The organism is Drouetiella sp. (assembly GCF_059504425.1).
In genome coordinates, this window is record NZ_JCACIN010000028.1 from 23,332 (window position 1) to 40,349 (window position 17,018).

A 17,018-nucleotide genomic window follows, 5' to 3' on the forward strand; every position below is an offset into this window, starting at 1 on the left:
CCCAGTGTCTTTCCTCTAGTCTATCAAGGTCTTCCCAGACTCGTCTAAACTCTACAAGGGGTTTAAGAAATCCTCAAGTAACTATTCTCAATTGGATTTCACATTTTATGTTTATTTTTTTGAACGGGGCTGAGCGCTCCCTCGGAAAGCTCAATAAAAAAATCCAGTGTTTCTAATTCCTAGTGTTTCTAATTCCTAGTGTTTCTAATTTCTAGTATTTCTAATTTCTAAAGTGACGGAGAGCAAATTATGGCGACAGGGCAGTTGTTGTTGGTGGATGACGAACCGGGCTTGCGGCAAGCTGTCCAAGCTTATCTAGAAGATGATGGCTTTACCGTACATGCTGCTAGCAATGCTCAGGAGGGCTGGGATTTGCTGCAACGAATCTCGCCCGATCTGGTTATTTCAGACGTGATGATGCCCCAGGTAGACGGCTTTCAGTTTCTCAAGCAGTTGCGAGAAGATGTTCGCTTTCAGTCGTTGCCCGTGGTTTTCCTGACGGCACGCGGCATGACCACCGATCGCATTCAGGGTTACAACGCGGGTTGTGATGCCTATCTCTCGAAGCCATTTGATCCTGACGAGCTGGTGGCGATCGTCTCTAATCTTTTGGAGCGCCGCATTACCACCAAAGCAGCGGATGGCGAAGTGCCGGATATCGCCGATATGGCAAGACAGATTGCCGAAATTCGCGCCATGTTGACTCAACGCGGAACGATCGCCCAATCCCCCTCCCTAATTAAGATTGACTTTACGCCACGCGAGCAAAGCGTTTTGGAACTCGTTGCCCAAGGGTTAATGAATAAAGAAATCGCGCGTCGCTTGGAAACTAGCGTCCGTAATGTCGAGAAATACGTCAGCCGTCTGTTTAGCAAGACGGGCACCAATAGCCGTACTGAGCTAGTGCGCTATGCCCTAGAGCATGGTTTGGCAAAGTAGCTCAGCTCTATCCTCGTCCCATCCGCAATGGCTCCAGCCACATCAGCATCGTTTGCTTGAGCTGAGTCATGTCCCGTGAAACCTCTTGCTTCATAAATTGCCCGATCGCATCAAAGGGAGAAAACTCTGCACCGGCCTTCCAGCTTACCTCTTGCCCCAACGGCGTGATGTGAGTGCCCTTGAGAATTTTGATGCTGGTCATCTCTGGAAAGCGATAGTCTAGGGCTTCGCTAAGCGATCGCGTCTGGTCAATATCATCTTGCGTGAACTTAATCAGCAGGTTGCGGCGCACTTGGTATTTTTTGGCAATCAGATCGTTAGTCTCTTCGGGAGAGGGCGTAAACTCTACATCAAAAGCGGGCACAGCAAATTGCGATGAGTTGCCTAACTGCGCCGCGAGCTGGGAGGCAAACTGAGCAGCAAACTGAGCTGTATAGTTGGAAAACTGCGAAACCTGCTCCAGCAGAGGAATCGATCGCTTTGCCGGATAGTTATTGAACGAGATCAGGATATTTCCAGCTCGTTCAACGGCAAACAGGCTGCCAATCAGCAGATGCAGCTTGCAGCCCATACTGTGCCCCATGCCGTAGATGGGAAGCGATCGCGTCATCTCATCTTGCAGATGCTCTAGCGCCAGATTAGACAAACGATAGACCCGCTGAGCGATCGCGGTATGATCGAGCGTATTGACAAACGGCGTAGCCACAATGGCGTAACCCTGATGGGCAAAATGCTCCAGCAAGCTGCGATAGGTGACTTGTGGAGCCGTTGCCACAAAAGCTCCTCCCAAAAAGTGGATAATGGCTTTCGGTCGAGCTGGAACCATCACCCAATTGCCGTAAACTTCCCGCCATTCCATACTTACACTCATCTAAACTGGCATCCATTCAAATTGCGCTACTTTCATCCTAAACGCTGAATCGGCTCTCTCCCGCTCTTATCCACTTCCTACTCTCCACCCTCTTTTTCCCTATGCCCCACGGTGCGATCGCGGCTGGTCATCCTAAAACAGCAGAAGCCGGACTTGAAATGTTTCGTTTAGGCGGCAATGTGTTTGATGCAGTGGTGGCGGCAGTGATGGCATCGTTTGTGGTGGAGCCAACGCTGACTTCTCCAGCGGGCGGCGGCTTTCTGCTGGCACACACGCAAAATGACGAAAATATCTTGTTCGATTTCTTTACCCAAACGCCTCGTCAGAAGCGCGACCTAGCCTCTGTTGATTTCCGTCCCGTTGAAGTGAACTTTGGCAGCGTCACGCAGGAGTTTCATATTGGGTTAGGTTCGATCGCGGTGCCTGGGGCGATCGGCGGTCTATTTCAGGTGCATCAGCGTTTAGGGAAACTGCCGATGAACGTGGTGATGGAGCCTGCGATTCACTATGGGCGATCGGGTGTGGAGGTAACTGCGTTTCAGGAGTATTGCTTTCAGCTTTTGACGCCGATTCTGACGGCCAATCCGTCCACTCGGCAGATCTTTACAAAAGATGGAGCCTTGCTGACGGCTGGCATGATCCTGAAAATACCAGACTTAGCAAACACGCTGGAGTACCTGGCGCAGGCAGGAGCCAGGGAATTTTATCAAGGTGACATCGGGCGGCAGCTAGTCCAAAATTGCCAGGAGCAGGGGGGCTACCTAACTCAGGCTGATTTAGACCAGTATCAGGTGATTGAGCGGCAGCCTCTCATCACCCAATATCGCGGTAACACGATGCTCACCAATCCGCCGCCTAGCTCTGGAGGAGCGCTGATTGCCTTTGCTCTAGGGCTGTTGGAAAGCCTTGATCTGGCAAAAATACCGTTTGGATCAGTTGAGCATGTGCGATCGCTGGCAAAGGTCATGCAGATTAGCAATTTGGCGCGGAAGGATGGCTATGACGATCGCCTCTATCAGCCAGATGTAGCGGCGAGATTTCTGGATGCGGCGCACTTAGAACCCTACGTCCGATCGCTCAATACCCTTAACAAGTGGGGCAGCACAACCCATGTGAGCGCGATCGACAGTGAGGGGAATGCCGCTAGCGTCACGACAACTAATGGTGAAGGCTCCTCTTACATCATTCCGGGCACAGGAGTCATGACGAACAATATGCTGGGAGAAGCTGATCTACACCCTAATGGCTTTCATCAGTGGCAGGAAGATGTCAGGATTTCCTCTATGATGGCTCCCACAATCATTTTGCGCGATCGCCAACCCGAAGTTGTTTTGGGTTCTGGCGGCTCAAATCGCATCAGAACCGCCATTTTGCAGGTCGTCTCTAACCTGATAGATTTTGGCATGACGGTAGAAGATGCCGTCAATAGCTCCCGCATTCACTGGGAGGCCGGGATGTTTAACATTGAGCCAGGGTTGGGAAATCCAGCATCCGATCGCATGACTTTTCCTTTTGATGAACAGGTGGAGCTGTGGGCACAGCAAAATATGTTCTTTGGTGGCGTTCATGCCGTGACGCGTAGCGCCGCCGGAGAACTAGATGGGGCAGGCGATCGCCGTCGGGGTGGCGTGTTCGGCATGATTTAAACAGGAAAATCCCAGCGGCATGACGGCTAATTTGACTTGAGACTGGATAGGCTGTTTTCAAATTCAACGGGGCCATCATAAATCTCAAAAACAGATTCCATCCCTGCCATGTCGAGCATCATGCGAGCCTGTCCCCAAAGGCTACAAAGTATCAGTCTGCCCTCTGCTCTCTGCACAATTTTGAGTGCAGTCACCAATGTTCCTAATCCAGTGCTATCCATAAACATGACCTGGCAAAAGTCGATAATGAGGATGCGATCGCCTGCTTCGATCCGCTGGTTAACCCAGTTCAGCAATGATGCAGAACTCGCAACGCTCAAAATACGAGTCGGTTGAAATGTAGGATGGGATGCTTTTGGGGATGTATTGTTCATTGCCCGTTTGGACTGACGAAAGGGAGAAAGATAGATGTAATGGCTCATTGTAGAAAATCCTTTGGGCAATTGACGGGAGCAAATTTACGGACTTGAGCCATTTACACAAGCTATGTTCTCCTGGATTTCCCGACAAAAAAAGCTCCTGCACTTGTGCAGGAGCTTTCTGATTTCAAAACGCTTGCGCCAAACTTGACTAAAGCCAAACTTGACTAAAGTTAGTCCAGATCTGGCATAGCCAATACGGGTTCGCTCTCGCGATCGATTCCCTTCTCAAAACCAGCCGCCGCCGCACGAGCGCGACCTGCGTGCCACAAGTGACCAATCAAGAAGAAGAAGCCTAACACAAAGTGAGAGGTCGACAGCCACGCACGAGGAGACACGAAGTTCACCGAGTTGATCTCGGTCGCTACGCCACCCACAGAGTTCAAAGAACCCAAAGGTGCATGGGTCATGTACTCAGCCGCACGGCGAGCTTGCCAAGGCTGAATATCATTCTTGATCTTGTCTAGATCCAGACCATTAGGTCCGCGTAGTGGCTCCAGCCAAGGACCTTGGAAGTCCCAGAAACGCATGGTTTCACCACCGAAGATGATTTCGCCAGAGGGCGATCGCATGAGGTATTTGCCCAGACCTGTAGGACCTTGAGCAGAACCAACGTTTGCACCCAAGCGCTGGTCACGGATCAAGAAGGTCAAAGCTTGAGCTTGGGACGCCTCAGGACCTGTAGGACCATAAAATTCGCTAGGATACGCCGTGTTATTATACCAAACCATGCAAGAGGCGATGAATCCCATCAGGGATAATGCACCCAAGCTGTAGGAGAGGTAAGCTTCACCTGACCAGATGAAAGCTCGGCGCACCCAACCAAAAGGCTTGGTCAAAATGTGCCAAACGCCGCCTGCGATGCAGATAAACCCTACCCAGATGTGACCGCCAATGATGTCTTCCATGCTATTGACGCTGACAATCCAGCCTTCTCCACCAAAGGGAGATTTGAGGATGTAGCCAAAGATAACAATGGGATTGAGCGTGGGGTTGTTGATGACGCGAACATCACCACCACCTGGTGCCCAAGTGTCATAAACGCCGCCAAAGAACATCGCCTTAAAGACCAGCAAGAAAGCCCCTACACCCAGCAGGATCAGGTGATACCCGATGATGTTAGTCATCTGGTTCTTATCTTTCCAGTCGTAGCCAAAGAACGAAGAGTACTCCTCCAGAGTTTCAGGACCCCGGATGGCATGATAGATTCCACCAAATCCCAGAACCGCAGAAGAAATCAGGTGCAATACACCTACCACAAAGTAGGGGAAGGTATTGATCACTTCACCACCAGGACCCACACCCCAACCTAACGTTGCCAGGTGAGGCAGTAGAATCAAGCCCTGCTCATACATAGGCTTCTCAGGGACAAAGTGAGAAACCTCGAACAAGGTCATCGCACCCGCCCAGAACACAATCAGACCTGCATGAGCCACATGGGCGCCCAGCAGCTTACCAGACAAATTAATCAAACGCGCGTTACCCGACCACCAGGCAAATCCAGAGGATTCCTGGTCGCGGTTTCCCGCTACCATCGAGCCATTATTAGAGAGCGTTACCACGTGGCAATACCTCTTCGGGGAATACAAATTTTTCGTGAATCTGGTCTTGAGGTGCCATCCAAGCGCGGATGCCCTCGTTCAACAAAATGTTCTTGGTGTAGAACGTCTCAAACTCTGGGTCTTCAGCCGCACGTAGCTCCTGAGACACAAAGTCATATGCCCGCAGGTTCAGCGCCAAGCCCACAATCCCAATGCTCGCCATCCACAACCCTGTGACAGGCACAAACAGCATGAAGAAATGCAGCCACCGCTTGTTGGAGAAGGCAATGCCGAAAATCTGCGACCAGAATCGGTTTGCCGTCACCATCGAGTAGGTTTCTTCAGACTGAGTCGGGTTGAAGGCGCGGAAGGTGTTCGCTTTGTCCCCATCTTCGTACAGCGTGTTCTCCACCGTTGCACCGTGAATGGCACAAAGCAAGGCTCCACCCAAGATGCCTGCAACACCCATCATGTGGAAGGGGTTGAGCGTGAAGTTGTGGAAGCCCTGGATGAACAGGATAAAGCGGAAAATCGCCGCTACTCCAAAGCTAGGGGCAAAGAACCAGCCTGACTGCCCCAAGGGGTAAATCAAGAACACTGAAACGAAGACGGCGATCGGTCCAGAGAACGCCAGCGCGTTGTAGGGACGGATGCCGACGAGTCGAGCCACTTCAAACTGACGCAGCATGAAGCCAATCAGTCCAAAAGCACCGTGCAGGGCAACAAACGCCCACAGTCCGCCGAGTTGGCACCAGCGGGTGAAGTCCCACTGAGCTTCGGGACCCCACAAAAACAGCAGCGAGTGTCCTAGGGAGTTAGCAGGAGTAGAAACTGCTGCGGTCAGAAAGTTGCAGCCTTCCAGGTAGGAGGAGGCGATGCCGTGGGTGTACCAGGAGGAGACGAACGTGGTGCCAGTCATCCAGCCGCCCAGTGCCATGAATGCACAAGGGAACAGCAGCAGACCTGACCACCCGACAAATACGAATCGATCGCGCTTCAGCCAGTCATCGAGGACATCAAACCATCCTCGCTGGGCTTGCGATCGCCCCATTGCTATGGTCATTTCAAAACCTCTTAATTATGACAGTGCATCCTTAATCGCTGAGTAAGTTTTTCTCCAGCGGAGCCGGAAAGCTTAGCCTAGAGATGGAACCGGATCTGCGAACAAGACGCTAGCGGATATGGAGATTACCATACCTCCTCAGTCAGAAAAAACCTGAGCGTAAAGCACTAGGCTCTTAACTGAGAGAGATTTAACGTTTCTATATAATAGAGATATCTGAAAAATTTTACAATCTGATACGCAACGTTCTCAGAAATCTTCTGACTACTGCGCTTCCTAATAAGTATATGTACTCAGTAAATTCTGAATTTTTACTGATTTACCTACTTTTGGTTGTGAAGCGCTGAGGATTGATAGGATCTTGTTAAGTCATCCGGGCAAGTTGTCCAAGCAAGTTATTTAAACGCGCCTCGATCCAACCTCTATTCACTTCTAACTTTTGATTCATGGCTGCACCGATCGCTTCCGACTTATCCAGACCAGAGAGCAATCTCGTTTTACGCCAGCAGGTGCTTGGCTCTCGACGCTTCAGCAATTTTCTATGGGCGGCAGTTTCGACGTTGGGCGGAGCAGGGTTTTTGCTTGCTGGTTTGTCGAGCTACTTCAGAATTAATCTTCTGCCGTTTGCTGACCCAACGCAGCTCATCTTTATCCCACAGGGTATTGCCATGGGATTCTATGGCGTGGCAGGTCTGACACTAGGGCTTTACTTATGGCTAATCATGGCTTGGGATATTGGGGGCGGCTATAACGAGTTTGATAAGAACACTGGAAAGGCAACTGTGTTTCGCTGGGGCTTTCCAGGTTCAGACCGTAAAATTGAGCTGAGCTATCCACTAGAGGATCTTCAGTCGATTCGAGTAGCGCTGAAGGAGGGGTTGAATCCTAAGCGATCGCTTTACCTCAAAATCAAGGGGAGGGGCGAGGTTCCTTTGACGCGAGTTGGGCAGCCGATGTCTCTTTCAGATCTAGAGAATCGGGGAGCTGAGCTAGCAAGGTTTCTGGGTGTGCCGCTGGAAGGGCTTTAATCTGGACGCTTACTCTACAAAAATCTGTGCGAAAAACCGAGTATGAGAAAAATGCAGACAAAACTTTATCGTTGGCTCACGCCGTTGTTTTTAGTGAGCGTTCTTTTTTTAGCATCCTGTACGGCGAGTTCCACCTCTAATGAGACCGCCACGGGTTCCGGCAGCTCAACTGGTGTTGCTGTGCCTACCTCTGTTTCTGCATCTTCCTCTCTTCCGGCAGACTTGAGCAGTCAGTTCAAGAGTTTACCTCATCTGGAGGGAGAAGCAACGGTTGAGATGACAGTCAAGGGCACACCGATCGTTATTAAAGTCGATGGAGCTAGTGCGCCCATTACGGCTGGAAATTTTGTGGATTTGGTGAATCGGGGCGTGTATGACGGGTTAGCGTTTCATCGTGTGGTTCGTGAGCCGCAGCCGTTTGTGGCCCAGGGGGGCGACCCGCAGAGCAAAGATCCAAGCTTCCCGGTCGATCGGCTGGGTACAGGCAGCTTTGTTGAACCGAAGACGGGGTTGCCTCGCTATGTGCCGTTAGAAATTGAGCCGAATGGAGCGAGTCAGCCGATTTATAGCAAAACGCTGGAGGAAGCTCAGGTGACTCAGCCGCCTAAGCTGCGGCATACAACTGGGGCGGTGGCAATGGCGCGATCGAATCCACCGGATTCGGCTTCGGCACAGTTTTACATTGCGTTGGCAGATCTGAATTTTTTGGATGGCAATTATGCGGTGTTTGGTTATGTAACTTCGGGGATGGAAGCTGTGCAGCAGATCCAGCAGGGCGATCGGATTACTTCGGCTAAGGTGACGGCGGGGTTGGAAAATTTGCGAGCGAGTAGCTAGGGGTTGGAAGTCAGGGGAAGGTTGAAGAAAAGGCGCTGCTGAAAATCCAACAGCCTTGGGGGGTTCCCCCAAACCCCCTGCTGGGGAAGAAGCACGTCCCCCACACACCCTCCGCGTAATTTTGTCTATGGGTTGGATGAGTCGCTTCGCATCGGGGTGGAAGATCGGGGTTTTATTGGGTGAGGTTTAAGCTGGGTTTCGACCTACAGTTTGAACCTCATTTTTTTGAGGCGTTGTTTAAGGTGTGGAATGTTGGGTGAGACTCCGCTGTAGCGCCAGGTGACGTAGGCTTGGGAAATTTCGGCGATCGCTCTTGCCAGTTCAGGAGGGTGGCGATCGCTGTGTTCTTGGGCGTACTCTAGGGGCGTGAGGTAGGGTGGTTTGCGGAAGCCTTGGGTGGCAAGCTTGTGCAGCATTTGCTGGTAGAGGGATTCCATGGGGGGCAGTTTGGCTAGCCAGTACCGATAGCGCCAGGTTTGCCACCCACTCCAAGTAAGCCAGCTGAGAAAGCTGATTCCTGTGAGGATACCTAAGCCTGTGAGGATGCCGACCCAGCCTTGGGTAAAGAGGGAAAGTAGAGTAGCGATCGCTCTGCCGAGCAGCTCAAAAATTTGATTGAATGCCCCGGTCAGCGGCGAGGGTAGCCAGCTGGCGACCCAGCTCCAGAACTGCTTGAGGACTCCGAAAGTTTGGGATTCTTCGATTGAGGGAGGGATGAGATCGTGACCCGGTATGGCATCGAAGGCGAACCAGCCGTACTTGTGAAAGTAAACTTCAGCCAAGGCGTAGGCATCGGTATTTTTCACCTGGTAGTAGCCCGTGAAGGGGTTGAACTCACCGGGCGCAAAGCCCATAACTAGGCGGGCAGGAATGCCGATCGAACGCAGCATGACGGTAAGAGCAGTGGCAAAATGATCGGGGTAGCCACCTTCATATTTGAATAGGAATGCCTCAACCAGGTCTTCGTCTGGCGAGAAGAAGGGCAAATCTTGGCGCAGTCGATACCGCTGCTTGAGGGCTTGCGCCAGATATAGTGCCGTTTCTGAGGGAGTTGTCAGAGCTTTGGGGGAAGTTGCTATCAGCTCTTCAGTTTTTTGGCGGATGCGCGGCAAAATGTTTTCAGACGACAGGTAATAGTCACGAATGTAGGGCGGGTAGGCTGTCGAGGATTTACGTAGCAACGTTCGATCGCGGTAGGGCACGTTGGAAACAACGGTGTAAGTTAGCCCTTCTGACAGGGGCACGGGCGATCGCAAGCCGCCTTCTGCATCGATCGCTGCCTTTTGGGTCGGGAAGTATAGCTCTTTGGCTTCAAAGAGGGCTGGAATCAGGTTGGGTAGATTGGCAACAATAGTGTACGACTGAATCACCTCGCGGGTTTTGTTCAGGGTCACAGCATCAGGCAGATAAAAGCGAAATGACCAGTCTGGACGCTGAAGGGTTTGAATCTGGTCTTCTGCGTTCCGAGAAATTTCCCAGCCTTGACCTGTGTAGCGATCGAATGCCAGGACGCGCCAAAATCCGGGAGACTGCGATCGCACGCGCATCACCACTTTGGGTTTCATTACGCCCCGCAGGTTTTGATTGATTTTGCTGTTAAATCCGTAGTAGAACTCATCGTCTACCTTGCCTGCACCTGTTTGCTCATTTCCGGTGCCTGTGCCCGTACCCTGCTTGCCTTCTTGCACATAGCCTGGATTGACAATGGTGCTACTGTTAAATTGCTCGCCCACCTGAATAGGGCTGCTGACAGGAAACGATCGCAGCTGATATCCTGGCATTCGGGGGAGCAGCATGAATATTGCCAACCCTAACCCCACGACGCTCAGCAAAACTGCCCCCAATCGCTTGGGAGACAAGTCAAAACTGCCGTTCTTAACGCTGGGAGATGCTAAGCCCAGTCGAGAGCGATAGTCTAGAACCAGAGCCGGAAGGGCGATCGCCAAAAACAAGAGCAGCAGCGGTGCAAAAGCCAAAGTTTGGCTTAAGGTAGCGGCAACCCCTAACAAAATCAGCCCAATTACTGCTGAATAGCCGAGATCCTTACGGCGCGGCAAATCAAAGCTATGGAGAACCTGTAGGTGAATCAGTAACGTAGCTAAGGCAAGGCGTGTGTCGTTTCGCTCTGTCCAGAGGCGCACGAAAAAGAACGCCAGAGCCAGTAACATAGCGATCGCAATACAAAACTTAACTGGAATATTGCGGTTACGGCGGCGGTATCCGCTCCAAGCTGCACCGACAAAGCTAAGCGGCACTGCCCAGAGGCTAATACCCTGAAAATCAATGCTGTCAGCCGCTGCCACATCGGTGGCAATAATGCCTACAGTCACTAAGCCTTGCACCAAGACCCTCAAGGGAATCGAGTCCTCTGGCAGTGGCTGAGGCGATTGCGTAAGCCGCTGTCGCAATCGCTGAAACAGTTTCGCAGTAGGATTTAACCCAGTCCGCAGAGACGCACTGGATAGTTGAGTAGATGAAGGGCGATTCCCTGCTAAACGTCTGGACATAAAGGTAGCAGTAGGGTCGAACAGGACATCAAGACGGGGCAATCTTGAAAAATCAGTATCAGACCCTATGCTAACCAGACGATCGATCGAAACGGCAGGTAGATTTACGTAAACCTCTACAGATCAACAATCCTGTAGATTTAATAATTGAAGGACTCTGGGTAGGTAGAGCCTTCAGCTCGGTAGAATTCTCTGATGGTTCGCTGCACGGCGCGAAGTTGTGACCTACCTCAACAACATTCCTTATCTATCTAAACATGAGGCAAGCAGCCAATGTGGAGCCTCATAATGCTCTACACTTCTTCTGTCACTGGGCAAACCGCAAACTCAATGGGGGGTCGATCGGTTTCTAGCCAAACACTCAAGAGATAACTTTGGTTGGGTTCCAGATGAGATAGACTCACATCAAGTTGACCTGCGCAGTCAGTTTGGGCGATCGCCTCAGCGAGCGAGCTGCGGAAGCTCAGTCTACCTTGACAGGGCAGATGCGCCTGAACTCGGATGCGGTTTTCTTGAGGCTGATACTCTGCCGACAGTCGCAGAAGACCTGCTGCCGTTTGCCAGGGGCGATCTATTAGAGGCTGAGCCGCCGATAGCCGCAAGGTCGTTGCATCCAAAATGGTGCGGGCTGCAAGAAGCGACAGTGCCATTTGCTGAGCAGGAGTTGCCTGGTCATAGTGGCTAGGAAATCCAGTTTGCGGTTGAGCAGCCCCACTCCGGTTGGGAGATGCTAGCACCAAGCCCGCAAGCTGATTGAGCGTATCAGACTGTCCTGGAAACAGATCCTTAACGACCTGAATCAACTTTTCGCCCTCTCGCAAAGACAGTTGCATCACGGTCTGGCACTGATCAAATAGCTGGGTCAACAGACTATCTGACATCGGCACAGGCAAATTGAGGCTTTGCAGTTGAGCCGCCCAAAATTGCGGAACTTTATCGGGTACGGCTTGCTCCGATCGCTCAGAGTCATAGTCACAAGTCTCAGTTTCCCAAGGGAAACGAGGCGGCTTTTGTTCAATTTCGGCACGGAGCCGATGTTTTAACAAGCTATAAAAACGGTCTTGCACAGCAGGGTTTTCTCCCGGTTTGAATAACGAGACTTCCTCAAAAGGAAGAGAACCCGATTCCATGAAGTCAGACAATGGGTCATCTGTCTCCTCAGAATCGAGGGGATCAATATACGGTGTTTGCAAACCCACTGCCCCGGACTGATCCGAGCCAGTCATTTGACTGGAAATCTCCCCTGATGGTGCTGTAATTGCCGGGTCTGGTTCTTGCAACAGCCAAGCCAAAAAGTTATTTATGGCTTCTGTATCTTTATTCATCGATCGATGCACCTGTTCCGGATACTAAATTGTTGCGAATTTCCCAAGCTTGTTCAAGTAGCTTTGTCCAATGTTTCTGAAGCTGGGTGGGCGTACAGCCGATCGCCTGAGCGATCGCCGCATCCGTCATGTTTCTCTGCCGCAGTTTCAGTAGCTCTGACTGTGTAGGATTCAGCTTTGACTGAAAGGATTGCCATTGCTGCGGGGTCAAACCAAAATTGCGCTCCAGATCCGCCTCCAGCCATTGGTGAACCAACTCCCATCGGTTCGACAACGCAAATCGAATGAGGTGATACTTAAACCGCTGCTGAAGATAATCTCGCTGCCGAGCCGTTAGCCCCAGAATAGCCTCAATCTCATTGGCTGGCAAATCCTGGAGGCGCAAAGCGAAATAGTCGGCGCAATCCTTTTGCTCTCGCTCCTCCAGATAGTCCATCAGTTCGCTAATCACCGTATGCCGCAGGGCATCTTCAGGCAGTTCTGGCTCTTGCGCCATCATCTGCTCCCGAACTTGCGGAATAGACACATTGCTGCGCCCATGCTCCGAGTCGCCCGAATATCCTTCTACCGCCTGCTCAATATCCACCATCATTTCGGGTGGCTGCTGCTGCGAGAAGGTTTGCGCCCGCAGAATGATTAACTGCTGGCTTCTGCGACCCGGTAACGGAATCCGACGTTTGCCATATCGCTCGGTAAACGCCATGTATTCTGCCAACTCCAGCAGCGATCGAGGACGATAGGTAGCGGGCATCTGGCACTCGCGCCGAAACGCATTTAGTGACTCAATGTAAAAGCCCTGCAAAAAGTCTTCAATCAACGTCAGGCGCGCCTGATAGCTCGACTGAACTTGAGGCGGCGTAATATAGCGATACACAACAGCGCTTAGCGTGCTGTGTAGCTCTACTCGTCCGCGATGAGAACCAAGCTGGTAGTACTTCAGGCATTGCTTCAATCGATGCCTTGCCAAAGCAGTAGACCAGGTGTCTACCTCACCAGATGCCTGTATCCGCTTGCTCTCGGTGCAAATACGAGATACTTCTTCTGTAATTCGAGCCGCCACATCTTTCGACCCCTGCTCAGAGACACGGGCCGCCTGTTTTAGCTCATTGAACAAAAGCTGAAAAATTGCCTCCACGCTTCCGTCCAGTCTCCCCCGATGGTAAATTGCCGCTATCAACCTAACACACGCATCTGCGATCGCCTTCCTGTCCGTTGGCGATCCGAGCGCTGATGGTAGTTGCACGCCCTTATGTGATATCCAACACCTATTCTGTCTCATCAGCCTTCATATGACCTAAAACAGAGTCATTCTGAAACATGCAGGTGTTCAAGACAAATGCATCCACAGAGTCTGATCTAGACTGATGAAGACAGATTACTTCTACACGGGCTACTCCCGCATTCCCGCAAGCGGGTTCCAAAATTATGGATACCGATCAACAAATTCAAATCCTGGTTGACCAGGCTCCGCAGTATGGAGTCACTGCGGCAGAAGTGGAGAAAATCGCCCCTATTCTTAAAGCCTTGGCTCAACAGCTTCAGCACCCTCAATACTATATTCCTCAGACTTCTGAACAGGGCTGGCTGATGACAACCTTGACTCACCGGACGCAGCCTGAGCTTAGCAAAAACGTGGTTTACGCGTTTCCTAACCTGAAGGCGGTATCCGCTAGTCCCCATGTTCCGAAAGATCCGCAGGTGATTGCGCTGCCTATGCCAGCTACGCACATCTTGTTTCAAATGCTAGCAATCAAGCCGCTCGATAGCATTGTTTTCTTTGAGACATCAGACAATCTTCAATCGGGAACCGAAATCTCCCGGAAGAATCTTCAAGATTCCATCCATCAGCTCGTGGAAACCCAGCGATCGCCCTTTGGGTTACCCTCTGACATTGCCTAATTTCTGACATTGCCTAATTTCTGACATTGCCTCATTCAAGATGGCTTGTTAAGGCGATGGAGAAGGGCTAGGTTCAGTCGGAGGCTGCCCATACCAGGGGCTGACTTCCAAAACGCCGTCTGGCTTAAATACAACTCGGAAACGAGCGATCGCTTCTTGACTCTCTGCTCCAGTTACGTTTGGTGCCGCCGCTGGAATTCGCAGCAAGTCTAAAAGCGGCACCTCTTGCTTGTATTGAAGCGCTTCATCGTTGAGAAATTGGTAGCCCACCAGATCGCCGTTCGCGGCAACTCCAGCCTGGTATTCCAACGGAGTTTGGAAAGTGGGCGTTATCTTCCATGCCGGATCAATTTTTTCATACAGCACCGTTTTTAAGCGCTCTTGCTCGGCTGGGTCAGTGATTTCAGGAGCGGTAGTGAGCAGCAGCGCTGACGCTTCTTCTGCGGTTCCGGCACCGGGTGAAGCGGCAGGCGAGGGCGGAGGATTTGGCGGACTGGCAGCGCTGGGAGACACAGAAGGGGAAACAGCCGTTTGCGAGCTGGTGGCGCTTGCTGGCTCAGGTCGCTGAACTGGGGGTGCCGGGATAAAAAACAGCGCTAGGGCAGCGATCGCCAACCCAGCAGTGCCCAAAGCTGGAGCGGCAGCGCGTTTGGCGATCGGCTCTTGAGCCATGACATAGCGCTTGGGCACGGGGGCTAGATTCAGCTTGAAGTCGGGTAGGGTTTGCTCATCGGCATGAAAGCGATCGATTGCCTCGACTAGGTCAAAAAGCTGAACGGTCGTTAGGTCAAACTGCTGGGGAGCGGTGGTTAGAGCAGCACCATCTGCAACTTGGGGCTGCACCATTAGCCGATGCAGGTTCTGATCAATCCGCTCTAGCTCAACGAGCTTGTGAGAGTGTTGGCGATCGACATAAGCCCCATGAGGAATACCGCTCAAGAATCCCTGAACATAAGTACTGACTGTAGAGGCAAGACTTTCAAGAAAAACTCTGCCCCCTCTCAAGGGCTTTTCATATCCAGAAAAGTAGCACTCAATAGTGTCGACTTCGGAGATTAGAGGGCGATCGAACGACCTAACCTCCTGGTCTAAACCTTGCTTATCTAAATTCTGACTGAAGCTATCTTGCCCTTCGCTGCTTTTCCCTTCCAAGATCAGCTTGCAGCTTGGCAGACTGTATTGACGCTGAATGCTCATGCTACTTCTCCATCAAACAGGCTGTTCCAAAGACGCTGAGTGCCCGCCGTGCCCGTGCAAAACAGGAGTTGGCTGAGCAAATTTAGCGCAAGCTGATTGAGCTTTTCGTCATCGTAAGTCATGACAGTCGATCGCTTCGGGTTCATGCGCGATCGAAAATGTGCCCGAAAACGCTCTAGGTAATTGGCTAACCGGGGCGAATGATCCAGACTCAGCTGCTTTTCGGTCAACTGCTCGTAGGCCAGAAGCAACTGCCGGACGACCGTTGCTAGCTGCTCTGCCAGATGGCAAATAATCAGGACGAGCGCCTTTGCTTCAGTCAAGCTCAAAGGCTGACGCTGGCTATTGCGCCGCATTGGGTTTGTGGCTCGAAGCTTCCAAGCTACCACTCGGTTTTTAATGATATCCTGCAATCCTAGCTCTTTAGACGACCACAAAATAGCCTCAGAGCCGCCTAAGTCTAGGGCTTCGATCGCCAAAAGAACGAGATCAATTTGCTGCCGAACGCGACGTGGACAGACTCCATCAGGCACATTGGGGTTGAGGAGCGAATCGAGAGAAACTGCCATTTGCTGTGGGGGCGGACTGCTGATAATTACTTGCATTTCCCTGATGGAGAAAACCAACGGAAGTGAACTTTTGCTGAACTAAAGCCTAGCGTAGGCTTGACAAACGCCTTATGTTAGCACTTCTTTAGTCTCAACTTGTTGAGTCTGCACTCAACGCCAGCGGCTTAATACTTAATTCTGAGACGGGTTTAATGTCTTTAGTGTGCCCAAAATCCAACGAATTCACCTCAGAGCAATTCACCTCAAAATAATTTATCTCAGAACATAGTGGACATACTGGGCGCTCTGAAGTAAATACTCTAGGCGTGAAGTTTCTGAAAAACTCAGATAATGTCCATTTATTTATGTTCATGGCGCTACGCGCCTAGATGTTTGAAAAGTCCAACTATGGGTAGCGAAACGTTTCAGATCCCCCTCAGTCCCCGCGCTATCGCGCCGCTGCGCTAGAAAAAAGGGGGACTTTGAATTCATTTCCCCCCTTTTAAGGGGGGAGGGGGAATCAACAGGTGCCTAAAATCACAGCCGACCACTTTTCAAACATCCTCCTCGATCCAAGGATCTAATTTTTGAGAGGCGCGCGCCTCTCAAAAATTAGATCGCCCTAACTCAATTAGGTAACGCCATATCAGAAACTTCATGCCTGAATTGTTTAAGCTTCGACCTTGACACCACGCCAGAAGGCAACATAGTTCTCAATATTTTTTGCTGCATCCTTGGCTTGAGGATAGTACCAGGCTGCATCTGCATTTTCTTTGCCATCTACCGCGATCGTGTAATAGCTAGCAATACCTTTCCAGGGACAGGTTGTGTGGGTATTGCTGGGCTTAAAGTACTCAGACTTGATGGCGCTAGGGGGAAAGTAATAGTTGTTTTCCACGACTTCGCATTGATCGCTTTCGGCCAACACTGCGCCATTCCAAACTGCCTTAGGCATAAATCAATTCTCCGGGTTATTTCTGACGAGCTGAATCTAACAGGCAGACAGATGAAATTCTGTCTCCTCAATTCTTTATTTTAGGGTGTAGGCGAAGAAGCTTAGAAAAGACAGAGAGCGATCGTTCCTGAAAAGATTCGTGCTCTTCCCGCTTTGCCAATTTTTTATAACATTCTGTTCCAATCCTTCAATCTAGTGCCAAACTGTGCAAAAGAGGATTTACCGCACCACAGCTTGCACAAT

At 51.1% G+C, this 17,018-nt stretch carries 15 protein-coding genes; 5 read left to right on the forward strand and 10 right to left on the reverse strand.

Features of this window, described 5'->3' with window-relative positions; all coding sequences use genetic code 11:
- Nucleotides 1-249 precede the first annotated feature (249 nt).
- Complete coding sequence (locus AC5JMP_RS07635; protein ID WP_495850849.1) at nt 250-939, forward strand: response regulator transcription factor; 690 nt, start codon at nt 250-252, stop codon at nt 937-939.
- A 7-nt stretch (nt 940-946) separates the two neighbouring features.
- On the opposite strand, the gene AC5JMP_RS07640 is transcribed toward AC5JMP_RS07635, so the two are convergent.
- Entirely contained in the window at nt 947-1,798 is an 852-nt protein-coding gene (locus tag AC5JMP_RS07640; protein ID WP_495850885.1) for a DUF1350 family protein, read from the reverse strand.
- Between the two features lie 113 nt (nt 1,799-1,911).
- On the opposite strand from AC5JMP_RS07640, the gene ggt reads away from it, so the two are divergent.
- Nucleotides 1,912-3,456, forward strand: coding sequence for a gamma-glutamyltransferase (gene ggt, locus AC5JMP_RS07645; protein ID WP_495850850.1), 1,545 nt, complete (start codon nt 1,912-1,914; stop codon nt 3,454-3,456).
- Nucleotides 3,457-3,482: 26 nt separating this feature from the next.
- On the opposite strand, the gene AC5JMP_RS07650 is transcribed toward ggt, so the two are convergent.
- The 3 genes from AC5JMP_RS07650 to psbD all read right to left on the reverse strand — a co-directional run bounded on the left by AC5JMP_RS07650 (nt 3,483) and on the right by psbD (nt 6,479).
- A complete protein-coding gene (locus AC5JMP_RS07650; protein WP_495850851.1) occupies nt 3,483-3,878 on the reverse strand; it encodes an STAS domain-containing protein in 396 nt (131 codons plus the stop codon).
- 170 nt (nt 3,879-4,048) lie between these two features.
- Nucleotides 4,049-5,437: a photosystem II reaction center protein CP43 gene (gene psbC / locus AC5JMP_RS07655; RefSeq protein ID WP_495850852.1), complete on the reverse strand. Its 1,389-nt coding sequence runs from the start codon at nt 5,435-5,437 to the stop codon at nt 4,049-4,051.
- Nucleotides 5,421-6,479, reverse strand: coding sequence for a photosystem II D2 protein (photosystem q(a) protein) (psbD, locus tag AC5JMP_RS07660; protein ID WP_495850853.1), 1,059 nt, complete (start codon nt 6,477-6,479; stop codon nt 5,421-5,423). The genes psbC and psbD overlap by 17 nt, the downstream gene beginning before the upstream one ends.
- A gap of 446 nt (nt 6,480-6,925) precedes the next feature.
- Here psbD and AC5JMP_RS07665 point away from each other — a divergent pair, with 446 nt between their 5' ends.
- Together AC5JMP_RS07665 and AC5JMP_RS07670 are read left to right on the forward strand one after the other, a co-directional pair.
- Nucleotides 6,926-7,507, forward strand: coding sequence for a photosystem I assembly protein Ycf4 (locus AC5JMP_RS07665; RefSeq protein ID WP_495850854.1), 582 nt, complete (start codon nt 6,926-6,928; stop codon nt 7,505-7,507).
- Between the two features lie 51 nt (nt 7,508-7,558).
- Entirely contained in the window at nt 7,559-8,344 is a 786-nt protein-coding gene (locus AC5JMP_RS07670; RefSeq protein ID WP_495850855.1) for a peptidylprolyl isomerase, read from the forward strand.
- Nucleotides 8,345-8,547: 203 nt separating this feature from the next.
- Here AC5JMP_RS07670 and AC5JMP_RS07675 read toward each other — a convergent pair whose 3' ends face one another.
- From AC5JMP_RS07675 to hetZ, 3 genes are all read right to left on the reverse strand, one after another.
- A complete protein-coding gene (locus AC5JMP_RS07675) occupies nt 8,548-10,851 on the reverse strand; it encodes a transglutaminase TgpA family protein (RefSeq protein ID WP_495850856.1) in 2,304 nt (767 codons plus the stop codon).
- A gap of 293 nt (nt 10,852-11,144) precedes the next feature.
- The gene (locus tag AC5JMP_RS07680) at nt 11,145-12,176 is read right to left on the reverse strand and encodes a hypothetical protein (protein ID WP_495850857.1); all 1,032 of its coding nucleotides are present in this window, start codon (nt 12,174-12,176) and stop codon (nt 11,145-11,147) included.
- Nucleotides 12,169-13,311: a heterocyst differentiation protein HetZ gene (gene hetZ, locus AC5JMP_RS07685; RefSeq protein WP_495850886.1), complete on the reverse strand. Its 1,143-nt coding sequence runs from the start codon at nt 13,309-13,311 to the stop codon at nt 12,169-12,171. The genes AC5JMP_RS07680 and hetZ overlap by 8 nt, the downstream gene beginning before the upstream one ends.
- A 290-nt stretch (nt 13,312-13,601) precedes the next feature.
- Between hetZ and AC5JMP_RS07690 the strand changes: the two genes are divergently transcribed.
- A complete protein-coding gene (locus tag AC5JMP_RS07690; RefSeq protein ID WP_495850858.1) occupies nt 13,602-14,075 on the forward strand; it encodes a hypothetical protein in 474 nt (157 codons plus the stop codon).
- A 48-nt stretch (nt 14,076-14,123) separates the two neighbouring features.
- Here the strand turns inward: AC5JMP_RS07690 and AC5JMP_RS07695 are convergent, their stop codons facing one another.
- The 3 genes from AC5JMP_RS07695 to AC5JMP_RS07705 all read right to left on the reverse strand — a co-directional run bounded on the left by AC5JMP_RS07695 (nt 14,124) and on the right by AC5JMP_RS07705 (nt 16,775).
- On the reverse strand, nt 14,124-15,272 hold the full coding sequence (locus tag AC5JMP_RS07695) for a DUF4335 domain-containing protein (protein ID WP_495850859.1): 1,149 nt from the start codon (nt 15,270-15,272) through the stop codon (nt 14,124-14,126).
- Nucleotides 15,269-15,877: a DUF3038 domain-containing protein gene (locus tag AC5JMP_RS07700; protein WP_495850860.1), complete on the reverse strand. Its 609-nt coding sequence runs from the start codon at nt 15,875-15,877 to the stop codon at nt 15,269-15,271. The genes AC5JMP_RS07695 and AC5JMP_RS07700 overlap by 4 nt, the downstream gene beginning before the upstream one ends.
- A gap of 613 nt (nt 15,878-16,490) precedes the next feature.
- Nucleotides 16,491-16,775, reverse strand: coding sequence for a DUF427 domain-containing protein (locus AC5JMP_RS07705; protein ID WP_495850861.1), 285 nt, complete (start codon nt 16,773-16,775; stop codon nt 16,491-16,493).
- Nucleotides 16,776-17,018: the final 243 nt, after the last annotated feature.

Excerpts from the sequence above, each read along its gene's own strand:
- AC5JMP_RS07635 (WP_495850849.1), top strand. The coding sequence starts at position 250 with ATGGCGACAGGGCAGTTGTTGTTGGTGGATGACGAACCGGGCTTGCGG.
- AC5JMP_RS07640 (WP_495850885.1), bottom strand. The coding sequence starts at position 1,798 with ATGGAATGGCGGGAAGTTTACGGCAATTGGGTGATGGTTCCAGCTCGA.
- ggt (WP_495850850.1), top strand. The coding sequence starts at position 1,912 with ATGCCCCACGGTGCGATCGCGGCTGGTCATCCTAAAACAGCAGAAGCC.
- AC5JMP_RS07650 (WP_495850851.1), bottom strand. The coding sequence starts at position 3,878 with ATGAGCCATTACATCTATCTTTCTCCCTTTCGTCAGTCCAAACGGGCA.
- psbD (WP_495850853.1), bottom strand. The coding sequence starts at position 6,479 with ATGACCATAGCAATGGGGCGATCGCAAGCCCAGCGAGGATGGTTTGAT.
- AC5JMP_RS07665 (WP_495850854.1), top strand. The coding sequence starts at position 6,926 with ATGGCTGCACCGATCGCTTCCGACTTATCCAGACCAGAGAGCAATCTC.
- AC5JMP_RS07670 (WP_495850855.1), top strand. The coding sequence starts at position 7,559 with ATGCAGACAAAACTTTATCGTTGGCTCACGCCGTTGTTTTTAGTGAGC.
- AC5JMP_RS07675 (WP_495850856.1), bottom strand. The coding sequence starts at position 10,851 with ATGTCCAGACGTTTAGCAGGGAATCGCCCTTCATCTACTCAACTATCC.
- AC5JMP_RS07680 (WP_495850857.1), bottom strand. The coding sequence starts at position 12,176 with ATGAATAAAGATACAGAAGCCATAAATAACTTTTTGGCTTGGCTGTTG.
- AC5JMP_RS07690 (WP_495850858.1), top strand. The coding sequence starts at position 13,602 with ATGGATACCGATCAACAAATTCAAATCCTGGTTGACCAGGCTCCGCAG.
- AC5JMP_RS07695 (WP_495850859.1), bottom strand. The coding sequence starts at position 15,272 with ATGAGCATTCAGCGTCAATACAGTCTGCCAAGCTGCAAGCTGATCTTG.
- AC5JMP_RS07700 (WP_495850860.1), bottom strand. The coding sequence starts at position 15,877 with ATGCAAGTAATTATCAGCAGTCCGCCCCCACAGCAAATGGCAGTTTCT.
- AC5JMP_RS07705 (WP_495850861.1), bottom strand. The coding sequence starts at position 16,775 with ATGCCTAAGGCAGTTTGGAATGGCGCAGTGTTGGCCGAAAGCGATCAA.